Source organism: Bacillus sp. M6-12 (assembly GCF_002860285.1).
GTDB lineage: Bacteria > Bacillota > Bacilli > Bacillales > DSM-1321 > Peribacillus.
The window spans coordinates 183726-197709 of record NZ_PGVF01000003.1 but is presented as its reverse complement, the minus strand read 5'-3'; the positions used below and the strand labels follow the sequence as shown (position 1 = coordinate 197709).

Below are 13984 nucleotides of genomic sequence, written 5' to 3'. Positions count from 1 at the left end.
TAGTATTTGGGAATGGCTCCGCAAATTGTCTATTACTCAAAGAATATCGGCGTAAAAAAGCGTTTAAAGGAAAAACGATTTCAAATTAAAAAGTGTGAACTTTAATTCTTTTAAAAGCCATCCAATTTGAGATGGCTTATTTTTATTGTTCCTTCGTTCATTTCAGGGCCATATTGTGGAAAAACAACACACTCATTCTTCATTCTTATCAGGGCTGCGAAAATCCGCGTAGTACACCTTCCGCTTTTCGGGTTCAGATTCGATATTTGCAATGAAAGCGGCTTTTGCTTCCTCAAGTAACAGATCCTGTAATTTCTGATTCTTTATTGGTCCCACTCCGGGCAATTTATCTGATATATTTACTTTATAATCTCTCTGTTGTTTATAAAACCGAATGCTCCCATGCCCCGTTCTTTCCACTTTTCCCAAGCTATAAGTAAATTCAAATCGTTGCTGAATGAATGGCGATAAATCTGGAAGCCCTAAACCTTCATAGATGGGAGGGAATTCATGATAAACTGGAGGATCTTTGAACAATATTGAAGAGACCTTCAAATGGATACTCCTCCTTTGGCGGAATAAAGTATACTTTGCTTATATTTACGTTAAAAAAACAATTTTCACGCAATACGAGTTTTAGGTCATAATTACAAACACCTATTCAATTAAATCTTATTGTGCTAATTCTTAACGGCTGTTTATCTTATTATGGTTCATTTTTGGAGGGAAAATGTTGAAAATACGAAACGTAAAAATGGAAGATTTACCTGAACTTGCAGTCATAGAACATCTTTGTTTCACAAAAGAAGAGGCTGCAACGGAAGAAGCGTTTGAAAAGCGCATTCGATTCATTCCGGATAGTTTTTTTGTAGCAGAATTGGATGATGTGTTTGTCGGCTTAATCAATGGACCCGTCATTTCATCATCATACATTACAGATGACCTATTTAGTGACATAAAGGCAAACCCAGCGTTTGGCGGTCATCAAAGTATTTTAGGTTTAGCAGTATCCCCACATTTTCAGAAGCGTGGAGTGGCATCAGCGTTACTTACACATTTAGAAAAAGAAGCAAAAGAGAAAAAACGTGAAACGATTACACTTACTTGTAAAGAGGACTTAATTCTTTTCTATGAAAACTATGGATTCCGCAACAAAGGTGTTTCAAACTCTGGGCATGGCGGAGTTACTTGGTACAATATGAGTAAACAATTGCAGTGAATAGTAATTTAGTCTTGGCTGATTTTCTCTTCCCTGCACTTTCGTTTTTCCAGGAACCAAACCTGGCCATGATACATATGAGCTGCAGCAGGGAAGTTGTTTTACATCACTTCTATTTCAATTAGGGTTTGTTTTGCCATTCTGTTCGCTTATCAGGAATGGAAGAAGGTCAAGTTATCAAGAAAAAAGTTTAATAATGCTGCTAATATGGAATAGTAAGATGAATAATATTCAATTGGAGGGATGTATATGTCTAATACATTATTTACATCAAGTGTATCAGCCGTTGGAGGACGAGAAGGAAGGGTAGAATCATCTGATGGAGTAATTAAATTTGACCTTGCAATGCCTGGAACGCCTAGAGCAAAGGAACTGCCTCAAGCCACTAACCCAGAACAGTTATTTGCAGCAGGTTACTCTGCTTGCTTTGATGGTGCACTGCAATTTATCGCGAAGAAAGAGCGGGTGTCTTTTGAATCAGAAGTGACAGCCAACGTGAGTCTATTAAAGGACGATTCTGACCAAGGGTTTAAATTAGCGGTCACGCTACAAGTAAAAGGTACAGGTATCGAAAAAGCGCAATTAGAGGATCTTGTTCATAAAGCACATGCTTTCTGCCCATACTCAAAAGCAACAAGAGGGAACATCGATGTAAAGTTAGAGATAGTATAAAGATTCAGCTAAAACTGTTACGAAGTCTGTGGCTTAGTGAAGAAATTGTCTTAAAGAAGGCCTTTTAAAGGCCGAGCACAAGACGAATTGTTTGTCTTCTGCCACTATAAAGTGCGATTGTCAAACCGGGAGGTGCTGCGGCAGCTCCCTTTCTTTTTTAACAGGGCAGTTTGAAGGGGGATATTTTACTGGATGTTCAATTCAGTTTTAGAAACAGAATCATAAATAGTTTTAAATTTGTTCATATTCCATCACCCCTAATAATAAGATAAGGGGAATTTTCGGAAAGGGGTGGGCTTATGCGAAAAGATTATCGAAGATGGTCACAATATCCCTACTCAGGGGAGAGTACCCCTCCTAAAGGTTCTCCAGAAGTAATGAATTGGCCGGTGTTTTTTATTCAGCGGAGAAGAGATAATGTTTTCGTGGATTCCTTTCAACAGCCGATACAGTGTAATATTTACCTAAATTTTCCAAGACCTAAATCCCCAAATTGATAATAAATAAAATATAGAAAAAGAACTACATTGAATATGAGAGAAAATCGGAACACAGACTTTTGAATTCTTATTTTCCACAATAAAAATAAAACAAAGAAATTTATCAACATAGGGACAAATGTATAAGTCATTCTTTCATCTATAAGAGAAACTGCATTTGGACTTAGCCAATAAATGAATTTGTCTGACATCTGTGCTATAACGGAAAAAATAGTGATACACCAAAATAAAATTAATAAAATTGCTTTTTTCATTTTAATCCTCAGCTTTCTAATCTATTTTAATTTCAACATGAAATAATCCACCCCATATTAGAGCAATCTTCGTAAACGAATTGACATTGAAGTGGCCAGGAAGCTCCTGAACCGCCACTACATCGGAAATCAATAGCTAAGATTAACAGAAGCCCGCATAAAAGAAATATTAGAATTATTCAAAATGAAAGGGAAGCAGTTTATAAACGGGGTTGGATAACCTTGAGGATTATGGATTCGACCCATATGAAAAACTGGGTCGAATCCAGATTTTTAGAACGGCGGTGAAGCGTAATCTAAATATGTCTTAATTTTATATTGATTCATCTTTTGATAAAGGGTCGAACGGCTTATTCCAAGTATCTTGGCTGCTTTTGTTTTATTGCCATCCACTTTTTGCAATGCTTCCAAAATGGCTTTCTTTTCTGCATCATTTATTTGCTGCAGCCAACTGCTCACTCCTTTGTCTTTAACAGGCTGGCCAGGCTTTATGCGCTGCCCTGTCCCGGAATGGAAAAGTTCATCGGATAAGTGTTCCAGATTAATATAATAGCCTTGGCAAAAATGAAAGGCCCTCTCGATAACATTTTCAAGCTGTCTTACATTTCCTGGCCATTGCTGTGATTGAAGTAAATGGACTGCCGAGGGCGAAATACCTAAAACATTCTTTTTCATCTTTTTATTAATTTTTTCAATCAAGTGATCGCATAGAAGAGGAATATCATCAAGACGGTTTCGAAGTGGGGGAATCTGCAATTGAATTACGTTGATGCGGTAGTACAAATCTTCTCTAAATTGATTTTCTTGAACAAGCTGCCATAAGTCTTTATTGGAAGCAGCGATGATCCGTACATCTACATGTGTTGTTTTTGTGTCTCCAACTCTCTCGAATTCTTTTTCCTGAAGTACCCGAAGGAGCTTGGCTTGTAAAGCTAACGGCATATCGCCGATTTCATCTAAAAAGAGGGTTCCTTGATCTGCCAGTTCAAACTTCCCCGGTTTTCCGCCTCTTTTTGCTCCTGTAAATGCACCATCGGCATAACCAAAAAATTCTGATTCAATAAGATCAGCCGGAATCGCAGCACAATTGACCTTAATGAATGAGCCATGCCTGCCTGAGGAATTGTGGATTCCTTCAGCAATCAGTTCTTTACCCGTTCCGCTTTCTCCGGATATTAATATAGTTGAAAAAGATTGCCCCGCTAAAAAGGCATCATTTAGCAGCTTGTTCATTTGCGGGTTGTTCGTTATAACATGTGAAAACGGGCTGTCCTTATTGGCCACACGGATCAATTCACCCCGATAATAGGTAAGTTCGTTTTCAAGGTGCTCCATTCTGACTAACAAGTCCTTCCACACTTCCAATTGACGAAACATAATCTTGAATATAGCCCCTATTAACAGTCCATCGCGCAGAATCGGGGTTTGGGTTATAATACAGGATTTCTCCTGGATGGTGACGAGTTCACCCTTGATCACTTCTTGATACTCAAGGCTTTTGTTTGCTGGCAATTCAGGGGCAATGGTAAAAATGCTTTGTCCAATGACTTCCGTTGCATTGTTAAATTGAAAAAGGTCCAGAAATCCTTCATTAGCCATCGTAATGCTGCCTTCCTGGTCAGTAATGATCACCCCGTCATAGGCAAATTCCAAAGCACTATCGAGAATTCTTTTTAACTTATTGGTCGTGTCCAGCTCGTTGGCGATTGATTCGTAGGCAGTAACATCCCGAAGGACGACCATCGCTCCTGTAATACTGTTCATTTGGCGTATCGGTATAAAGGAAGCAATAACCGTAATGTTAGAAACAACAATCCGTTTAGCCTCAATAATTTCTCCTGTTGTCAATGAATCCTTAAGCTCTTTTGTAAAAGATGGCAATATATGCTCGATATCGCTTCCAGTTGTTTTATCATCAAACTGAAATAGTGTTTTGGCAGCAAGGTTAAAAGTAGTAATCATTAGTGATTCATCTACGGATATGACCGCGTCCTGGAGATTCTCAAGAAGAGCTGATAGTCGTTCAGCCAGGTTTTGTACCTCTGACATGATCCCCCTGATTAAATCTGATTTAGACATGATCCCGAAAATATCTCCCTTATCGGTTAGCACGACTGCGTGGCTGACTTTCCCGTCCATCATAATATCCTTTGCAGCATATAAACTCATATCTTTCTTTATGGCAATGATTTGAGTTTTTATTCCGTCCCTTACCGACTGGTCAAGAGCAGCATTTTTCAATAGCAGACGATAAATCGAATATTTTGTAACAATGCCCGTGAGTTTTCCCGATTCAGTCACACATGCTAAATCAACTCTTTTTTCAAGGAATATTTGTAAAGCATCTCTAATTGTACTGGAAGGTGATAATACAGCAAAATCGGTTGTTGTAAAATACTCAACTTTCATCATGAACCTACACCTCTTTTCAATTCGAAAGAATTTTCTGAATTGTATAGTACAATTGTACGATACTCCGGACAGTTGTTCAATTTCTGAAACAGTCTATCAATTTAAAAGGGTCATATAGCCTCCCTTAACCATGCCCAATGGAGTGGCACGCTTCTTGCATTCATATATTACGAATTGGAGGGAGCTAAATGCGAAAGGATACCGAACGCTATTACAAAGAGAGAACGAGAATTATGCAGGGAGGAGCAGCTAAGTATCACGATCTTAATGAAACAAGCGGAAAGATGTTTGTCAGAAAACGTTTAGAAATGCTGTTTGATCCAGGAACAATAATTGAAGACGGACTATTTGCAAACAGTGAGGATCCGAATTTGCCTGCTGATGCCTGCGTAACGGGGATTGGGGAAATAAACGGCAGGCCGGTTTGCTTTCTGGCAGCCGACTCTACTGTCAAGGCAGGCTCCTGGGGCGCCAAATCAGTAGAAAAAAACATCCGTATCCAGGAAAAAGCAATCGACTTAAAGATACCTATCCTTTATTTAATCGATTCTGCCGGGGCCCGGATTACTGAACAATTAGAGGTTTTTCCAGGCAAACGGCATGGCGGGAGAATTTTTTATAACCAGGTTCAAATGTCAGGAGTCGTTCCCCAAATATGTATACTCTTTGGGCCTTCGCCTGCAGGATCAGCCTATGTGCCAGCTTTTAGCGATGTAGTTATTATGATCGAAAACAACTCAAGTGCTTATTTAGGTTCTCCCAGAATGGTTGAAATGGCCATCGGCGAAAAAACCACAATGGAACAGATGGGCGGAGCCAGAATGCACTGTACAACCAGCGGTCTTGGCGATATTTTGGTAGGTTCTGAGGAAGAAGCCATTGAAGCATGTAAGCAATATTTAGAATACATGCCGCAAAATTATCAATCACCGCCAGCAAATAAGGAAGCAGTACAGCCCAAAAAAGGAAGGGATATTGAGGCTATCATCCCTGAAAATAACAACACACCATTTAATATGTATGAGCTGATCGATCAGATAATCGATGAAGGCAGCTGGCTGGAATATAAAAAGTTGTTCGCTCCTGAATTGATCACCGGTTTTGCACGGATAGATGGAAAGGCCACAGGAGTAATCGCCAATCAATCAAAAGTGAAAGGCGGAACACTATTTGTTGATTCGCCTGATAAAGCAGCCCGTTTCATAATGATCTGTAATGCATATCAAATCCCGCTTCTCTTTTTATCCGATGTTCCGGGCTATATGATCGGATCCAAGGTGGAACAGTCCGGGATTATCCGCCATGGCGCCAAAATGATTACCGCAATGTCTGAAGCTACTGTCCCTAAAATCTCAGTTATTGTCCGTAAATGTTTTGGGGCAGGCTTGTATGCGATGAGCGGCCCGGCTTTTGGTTCAGATGCTGTGATTTCACTGCCTAGCGGACAGATCGCGGTAATGGGCCCTGAAGCAGCTGTCAATGCTGTTTACTTTAACAAAATACAGGAACTTCCTGAAGAAAACCGGGCTTCCTACATAGCGGAGAAGAGAAAAGAGTACTCGGAAAATATAGATATCCACCGTCTGGCATCCAAGCTGATAATCGATGATATTGTTGGATTTGATGAACTGAGAAGTGATGTAATTCGCCGGTTTAAGTTATATCGTTCAAAAACAATTAAAGGGCTGGAGAAAAGAAATTCAATCCACCCGGTATAAATGGAGGAGGGGTTTACATGAGTTATGAAACAATCTTGTATGAAGTAAATGATGGAATCGCAAAAATTATCCTGAACCAGCCTGAGCTAAGAAATCCGTTATCAAAACAAGTTACACAGGAACTTGTTAATGCCATTACTGCTGCCGACAAGGATTCAGATGTAAAAGCTATCATTTTATCAGGGAATGGTAAAGCATTTTCTGCTGGCGGTAACCTAAACGAATTTAAAGCAAACTTCACGAAAAGTGTCCCGGATCTCCATTTTGAGGGAAGGGAAAGCACGGAATTATTCAAGCTTGGAGCGACCATAAAAACACCGTTGATAGCATCTGTTAACGGCCCGGCCCTTGGCGGCGGATGCGGAATTGTTGCAATGTGCCACATAGCGATTGCCTCAGAGGAAGCGAAACTGGGTTTAACCGAGCTGCGTCTTGGCATCGTTCCATATGTAATTTTACCTTGGATAAGACGAGCAGCAGGAGACAGGAAGGCAATGGAACTAATGCTGACTGCTGAGGTGTTTTCAGCCGAAAAAGCACTTGAGTATAATTTGGTTCACAGAGTCGTCCCTCATGAGCTTCTGGAAGAAGAGACGCTGAAAATTGCCAAAACAATCGCTTCGTATAGTCCGCTGGCGGTTCAATTGGGACTTGATGCTTTTTATGCAACTGAACAAATGGATTTAATGAAGTCATTTGATTACTTATCTACTCTTAGAATCATATCCTTCCGCAGTGAGGACTTAAAAGAAGGCGCCCAGGCATTCCTAGAAAAACGAGAACCGGTTTGGCAGGGGAAATAAATATAAAGGATGAACATAATGGATATAAAAGCTCCAATGAGTGGCAATGTTTGGAAGGTTCTGGTCAAGGAAGCAGATGTGGTAAAAGCCGGTCAAACTTTAATAATCCTGGAATCTATGAAAATGGAAATTCCGGTTGAAACAGAGGAAGACGGTAAAGTGGAAAAAGTTTTCGTTTCAGAAGGTGATTTTGTGCAGGAAGATAGCAGTTTATTAATCTTAAAGCTATGTTAAAGTTCATTGTTGATTTTAGCACTGCGTTGATGTCTAGCTGCAGCGCCCCGCCTCTCGAGTGTTGTAACCAAGTGCCGTTACAACCTTGGTCATAAGCCAATCGCTTCGGAAGGCAAAAAGCGCCTTCTGTCAGCGCTTGTCTTATGCTGTGTTGTGACCAAGAGCCGTCACAACCTTAGTCGGAGGTCCACAGGACAAGGAATACTTCGGCAGCGATACATCGCACGAAACAAAGCGACAGCTTTGTGAGGACGTTGGTCAGAACGGCGTTGCCACAGGACGAAGGTTGTAACATGGTTTTTGTTACAACACTGGCGACTATAGCCGTTCTTCCTCTGACCAGGGCGCTTGCGCTTTTCTATAATGGAGCGGAAGGCGCAAGACTCCTCGAAAATGCTTCGCATTCCTTCGTGCGGTGTTTTTTCAAGGATAGTGTACTCGGGAGAAGCGAGTAAAAGGAGCCCCTGCAGGCGTAAACGTGAGAGGTGAAAGCGAGTGTGGAGCGGAAATCAACAGGCATAATTAACAGAGCTAATTTTAAAAAGAGAAAGGAAGGCTGATTGTGAAAAACATTAGAATTGGAGCCGCCCAAGGCTTTTATGGGGATACCATTGAACCCGCTGTAGCTACAGCTAAATATGGCAATGTCGATTACATTTGCTTTGACGGATTGGCCGAACTGACAATGGCCATTCTGGTTAAGGATAAAAAAAGGGATGAAAACCTTGGATATACTAGGGATCTAGGAATCTCAATGAAGGCACTCCTGCCTTATGTAAAGGAAAAGGGGATCAAGCTGCTAACGAACGCTGGCGGCATCAACCCATTGGCCGCTAAGGAGGAATTATTGCGAGTTGCAAAGGATATCGGGATTGAAGGCTTAAAAGTGGCCGTTGTAACCGGAGATAATATTTTAGGCAATATTGAAGAACTGAATCAAAAAGGAATCTCCTTTGAAGATATTGAAACAGGACGGAGCTTCAGCGAAGTCCAGGAAAAACTTTTATTTGCCAATGCCTATCTGGGTGCACAGCCGCTTGTGGATGCATTGCGTATGGGTGCAGATATCGTCATTTCTGGAAGGACTACCGATACTGCACAATTTTTGGCACCGCTTATTTATGAATTTGATTGGAAGGAAGACGATTGGGATCGCCTGGCTTCCGGCGTTTTTATGGGTCATTTGCTGGAGTGTTCTGCCCAATCTACGGGAGGAAACTTTAGCGGAAAATGGTGGGAAATCGAGGGAATGGAACAAATCGGTTATCCAATTGCAGAGGTTTCACAAACCGGTGATTTCATCGTGTCAAAAGTAGAAGAGCGGGGCGGCTTGGTCACGGGTGACACGATCAAGGAACAGATGCTTTATGAAATTCATGATCCTTCCCGCTATATGACTCCGGATGTAGTTGTCGATATTACAAAGGTCTGTTTGGAAAATATCCATCCTAATCAGGTCAAAGTTACAGGTGTAAAAGGCAAACCGCGGCCTGAAACATTAAAAGTTGTTATGGGGTATGAGAACGGATATATGGGACAGGTAATGATTGGATTCTCATGGCCGGATGCTTTGAAAAAAGCCCGTAAGGCCGATGAAATTATCCGCAAGCAAATGGAACGCTATCGAATGTCGTATAAGGAAGTACAAACAGACTATGTTGGATATAACTCGCTACATGGTCCTGCTGTAAAGGAAACTGATAGCGATAGCGATTTGAATGAGGTTTTTTTAAGAATGGCAGTGAGGGGAAATACGAAACAGGAAGTTATGAAATTCGGCCGGCTGTTTCCGCCGCTAGCCCTAAACGGTCCCCCATCTATGGGTGCATATATTGGAAACATTCCGCCGCGTGAATTAATTGGCATGTGGTCATGCCTGCTTCCGCGTGAGGAAGTCGAAAAACAAATTAAAGTCGAACTATTTGAGGTGAGCGCCTATGCCTAAAGTTTTATTAAGAGAGGTTGCCCAGGCCCGGTCAGGAGATAAAGGGAATATGGTTAATATCGGTCTTTTTGCTCCGACAGACGCCATTTATCAAACATTTATCCAGCAAATCACAACGGAAAAAGTTAAACAGCATTTCGAGGGACTTGTTGAAGGCAGCGTCGTCCGTTATGAAGTGCCTAATATTCTTGCATTAAATTTTATTTGCCAGAAAGCATTAAATGGCGGAGGGTCTTCCTCCATACGTCTGGATAATCTGGGAAAATGCTTTGGGTCTAATTTACTGCGCATGGAAATAGAAATAGATGATCGCATCCTGCCATCGGAGGTGAGCCCGTAATGAAAAATGGAGTCGCGCACATGGTTACGGATCCGTATTTCCAAGAAGAGCATAGGGAATTTCGCATGTTCGTCCGCTCTTTTATACAAGAAGAGGTAGCCCCGTTTATAAATGAATGGGAAGAAGCGGGTGAGTTCCCGTTAGAACTGTTAGAAAGAATGGGTGAGCTTGGGCTGCTCGGTTTGCGTTATCCAAAGGAACTGGGCGGTCAGGAAGCAGATTATTTCAAGGTGATTATTTTTGCTGAAGAACTCAATAAATGCGGTGCTGGCGGCTTTCCGATGGCAATAGCTGTCCAAACGGATATGGCGACCCCGCCTATCTATAAATTTGGAACAGTTTATCACCATGAAAAGTTCCTGACCCCTTCAATAAAAGGGAAAAAACTTGCATCATTGGGGATTTCTGAGCCCAATCATGGATCAGATGTTTCCTCGATACAAACCAGGGCTGTACGTGATGGTGATGAATGGGTGATTAACGGAACGAAAATGTATATTACCAATGGGCCACGGGCTGATTTTGTCACCTTGGTCACCAGAACATCGGATGCTCCGGGATACAAAGGGATTAGTTTATTTTTAGTTGAAACGAATCGCCCTGGATTTTCCATAAGCCGCAAATTGGATAAAGTCGGGATGCGTTCGTCGGATACGGCTGAACTTATTTTTGATAATGTACGCGTGCCGAACGAAAATTTGCTTGGTGAAGAGGGTAAGGGTTTTTACCAGTTAATGTGGCAGCTTCAAAGTGAGAGAATGATAGCTTCCGGTGCAGCTATCGGTTTGATGGACTATTGCTGTTCACATGCAAAAGAATATATTTATAAAAATGGTTTTAAAAGTGATCACACGAAAATCGGCCAGCTAATGGAGATAGCATCTGAAATTGAAGTTTGCAGGGAAATGGTCTATTCAATAGCATACCGATATGCAAATGGGGAGGTTCCGAGCAAGGAAATTTCGATGGTTAAATTAACGACTGCACAATCCGCGCACACCATTGCCGGCCAAGTGTTAGAGCTGATCGGGGAAGACGCTGCCGACTGGGAGCATCCTATACAAAGAATATGGCGCGATTCAAGATTGAATAGGATTGGTGCCGGAACTGATGAAGTTATGAAAGAAATTGTGGCAAAGGAAATTGGGTTATAAGCTGAAGGAGGAGGAAAATGGGACATTGGATTTTTTCTGACGAACATGAGTTTTTTCGAAAAACAGTACAGAAATTCATTCATAAAGAAGTAGCTCCACAGATAGTGGATTGGGAAAAGGAAGAATATATTCCAAATGGTTTTTTTCAAACATTGGGGAAGCAAGGTTATTTAGGAATAACGGCTGCTGAAGAATACGGCGGGAGCGGCCTTGACACGATTACGGAAGCGGTTTTTATGGAGGAGCTCATGAAAGCGGGTGCCGCAGGTCCAGTACTGGCAGTCCAGGCACATCTAACTGTCCTGAGATTGATAGAATTGGCCGCCAATGAAAGAAAGAAGCGTAATCTGCTAATGGATGGGATAGCCGGAAGGAAAGTATTCACATCAGCCATAAACAAATCTTCTATAACAGCTGAAAAAACAGCAGACGGATACTTATTGAACGGTTCCGCTGTTAATGTCTTTTTGGGAGAAAGTTCAGATTATGCGCTATTGGAAGCAAGAATTAGCACCGAGGATGCCGCTAGTTTAATTTTAGTAGATATGAAGGCAAAGGGTGTAATCCCGGTAAAATGCCGGAAAAAGCTAGGCTGGCGTTCACTTGAAATGGCTGACCTGACTTTCCTCAATGTGCATGTCCCTTCCGAGTATTTGATCGCTGAAGCAAAAACAGCTGCAGACTATCGAGAAGAAATGGCCCAATGGCAGACAGTCATGACATCCGTCAGCTGCGTTGGTTTAGCTTCTATGGCACTAGAATGCGCGATCCGATATAGTAAGGAACGAATCCAATTTGGGAAACCGTTAGCTTCTTTCCAGTCACTCCGCCATAAAATGGCTGACATGGCTATAGCAATAGAAAAGTCGCGCAGTATCACTTATCGCGCTCTTTATGAATTTGATCAAGATCAATGCTCATATTCCTTTTTAGCATCGAATACTTTAGCACACCGTTCGTCTATAAGTATGGTAAAGAAAGTATCTGATGATGCACTTCAGATTCATGGAGGAGCAGGTTATATGATGGAGTTTCCTGTCCAAAGATTTTGGCGCGACGGGAAGATGTTTTCTGTGTTCAATCAATCTGAATTGGCTGATGAATCACGTTTATTAACCTGGCTTAACCTGAAAAATAGGGGGCAGGAAGATGCTGAAAAACAAAACAGTGTTTCTTGAGTTAGCGGAGGCAGTTAGCAGTCATCCAGACCAGATTTTTTTAATAGAAGGCGGCAAAGAAATCACTTTTCAGCAATTTAAAGAAACATCTGATAGATTAGCAGGCTCGTTATTAAAGCTTGGATTAAAACACGGTGACAACATAGCTATAATCGCATTAAACCAAACAGAATGGCTGTATACTTTTTTCGCAGCAGCAAAGATCGGAGTGGGACTTGTTACCTTGAATGTCCGTTATCGCGATACGGAACTGGAATATATGATTAATAATGCTGATGTAAAAGCTATAGTTTCATTGGCCTCATTCCAGGATTTTAACTACGTGGAATTCTTTCAAGGTTTCAAGAATCGGATACCTGGAGTAAAAACATTTATTTATATTGGAGGCGAAAAAGAAACTTCCTTTGATTTCTTATTAGATACTATTCCGAATGAAGATGCATTGCAGAACGCTGCGTCCAAAGTTCAGGAAGAGGATACAGCATTGATCATTTACACATCCGGTACAACCGGAAAACCAAAAGGGGCCATGATCACTCACAAAAGCTTGCTTGCATCCGCCCGTGCTCAAGCCTCGCACTTTAACATTACAGAAAAAGACAAGGCAATAGGAAGCCTGCCGTTTAACCATGTAGGTGGAATTACTTGCACGATTATGGTAGCGCTTACAACAAGAGGCAGTGTGGTGCTAATCCCAGGTTTTCGTCCAGATTTGGTTCTTGAGGCGATTCAGGTGCACAAGGCAACGATTTTTGGCGGCGTTCCAACCATGTATGTCATGCTTTTGTCCGCAAAAGGGCAAGAGAAATATAACCTTGATTCTATTAATCTGTGTATTATCGGAGGCTCCAACGTGGAACCTCAGCTGTGCAATTTAATAGACGGCAGATTCCCGAAAGCACACCTAGTTAACTTATATGGTTTAAGTGAAACATCAGGAGCTTGTGTTTTATCAAGGCTAACTGATGACATTTCAAAAGTTCAGCAAACAATTGGCGTTGTGATTGGGGATTTTCAAGCTAAGGCAGTAAATGAAAATGGAGAAGAAGTAGTAAATGAAGTAGGGGAGCTGCTTATAAAGGGAGCATGCGTTGGGAAAGGCTACTATGGCATGCCGGACACCACAAGGGATTCCTTTATCGATGGATGGCTTCACACAGGAGATATGGTGATAAAAGATGAAGAGGGCTACTTACATTACATGGGAAGAAAAAAGGAAATGTACATATCCGGAGGCTTCAACATCTTTCCAGTCGAAATAGAGAACGTCCTGACTTTAAATGAAAAGGTGCAAATAGCTGCGGGATTCGGCATCCCAGACCCGGTGCTTGGAGAAGTAGGAGTATTTTACATCGTCCCAAAAACAGAGGCTGAAATTACAGAGAATGAACTCCACGAATATTGTAAATCTCGCCTTGCAGACTATAAGATTCCCAAAAAGTTTATTTTTGTAAAAGAGGTACCGCTTACCCCTGCAGGTAAGGTTCAAAAAGCTGCTTTGATCGAACAATACAAAAGCCAGAAGGTTTAATGAAAATTGGAGAGGGGACGTTTG

12 protein-coding genes are annotated in these 13984 nt (G+C 41.5%); 10 read left to right on the top strand and 2 right to left on the bottom strand.

The features are described 5' to 3' along the window. Positions 1–192: 192 nt before the first annotated feature. A complete protein-coding gene (locus CVD28_RS05980; protein ID WP_101591459.1) occupies positions 193–555 on the bottom strand; it encodes a hypothetical protein in 363 nt (120 codons plus the stop codon). Between the two features lie 175 nt (positions 556–730). Here CVD28_RS05980 and CVD28_RS05975 point away from each other — a divergent pair, with 175 nt between their 5' ends. Both CVD28_RS05975 and CVD28_RS05970 read left to right on the top strand, forming a co-directional pair. Beyond that, on the top strand, positions 731–1219 hold the full coding sequence (locus CVD28_RS05975; RefSeq protein WP_101591458.1) for a GNAT family N-acetyltransferase: 489 nt from the start codon (positions 731–733) through the stop codon (positions 1217–1219). A 249-nt stretch (positions 1220–1468) separates the two neighbouring features. Then, the gene (locus tag CVD28_RS05970; protein WP_101591457.1) at positions 1469–1891 is read left to right on the top strand and encodes an organic hydroperoxide resistance protein; all 423 of its coding nucleotides are present in this window, start codon (positions 1469–1471) and stop codon (positions 1889–1891) included. Between the two features lie 1027 nt (positions 1892–2918). On the opposite strand, the gene CVD28_RS05960 is transcribed toward CVD28_RS05970, so the two are convergent. Continuing rightward, positions 2919–5057, bottom strand: a complete 2139-nt coding sequence (locus CVD28_RS05960; protein WP_101591455.1) for a sigma-54-dependent Fis family transcriptional regulator — start codon at positions 5055–5057, stop codon at positions 2919–2921. Positions 5058–5245: 188 nt separating this feature from the next. On the opposite strand from CVD28_RS05960, the gene CVD28_RS05955 reads away from it, so the two are divergent. The 8 genes from CVD28_RS05955 (at position 5246) to CVD28_RS05920 (ending at position 13960) form a co-directional block, all read left to right on the top strand. Then, a complete protein-coding gene (locus tag CVD28_RS05955; RefSeq protein ID WP_101591454.1) occupies positions 5246–6775 on the top strand; it encodes an acyl-CoA carboxylase subunit beta in 1530 nt (509 codons plus the stop codon). A 17-nt stretch (positions 6776–6792) separates the two neighbouring features. Then, complete coding sequence (locus tag CVD28_RS05950) at positions 6793–7578, top strand: enoyl-CoA hydratase/isomerase family protein (protein ID WP_101591453.1); 786 nt, start codon at positions 6793–6795, stop codon at positions 7576–7578. Positions 7579–7596: 18 nt separating this feature from the next. Further along, a complete protein-coding gene (locus CVD28_RS05945; protein WP_180953991.1) occupies positions 7597–7812 on the top strand; it encodes a biotin/lipoyl-binding carrier protein in 216 nt (71 codons plus the stop codon). A gap of 562 nt (positions 7813–8374) precedes the next feature. Beyond that, positions 8375–9757, top strand: a complete 1383-nt coding sequence (locus tag CVD28_RS05940) for an acyclic terpene utilization AtuA family protein (protein ID WP_101591452.1) — start codon at positions 8375–8377, stop codon at positions 9755–9757. Next, positions 9750–10097, top strand: a complete 348-nt coding sequence (locus CVD28_RS05935) for an AtuA-related protein (RefSeq protein ID WP_101591451.1) — start codon at positions 9750–9752, stop codon at positions 10095–10097. Before CVD28_RS05940 ends, CVD28_RS05935 begins: the two co-directional genes overlap by 8 nt. Beyond that, the gene (locus CVD28_RS05930) at positions 10097–11251 is read left to right on the top strand and encodes an acyl-CoA dehydrogenase family protein (protein WP_257985771.1); all 1155 of its coding nucleotides are present in this window, start codon (positions 10097–10099) and stop codon (positions 11249–11251) included. The genes CVD28_RS05935 and CVD28_RS05930 overlap by 1 nt, the downstream gene beginning before the upstream one ends. 17 nt (positions 11252–11268) lie before the next feature. Continuing rightward, the gene (locus tag CVD28_RS05925) at positions 11269–12429 is read left to right on the top strand and encodes an acyl-CoA dehydrogenase family protein (RefSeq protein WP_101591450.1); all 1161 of its coding nucleotides are present in this window, start codon (positions 11269–11271) and stop codon (positions 12427–12429) included. Beyond that, positions 12401–13960, top strand: coding sequence for a class I adenylate-forming enzyme family protein (locus tag CVD28_RS05920; RefSeq protein WP_101591449.1), 1560 nt, complete (start codon positions 12401–12403; stop codon positions 13958–13960). The genes CVD28_RS05925 and CVD28_RS05920 overlap by 29 nt, the downstream gene beginning before the upstream one ends. Positions 13961–13984 lie beyond the last annotated feature (24 nt).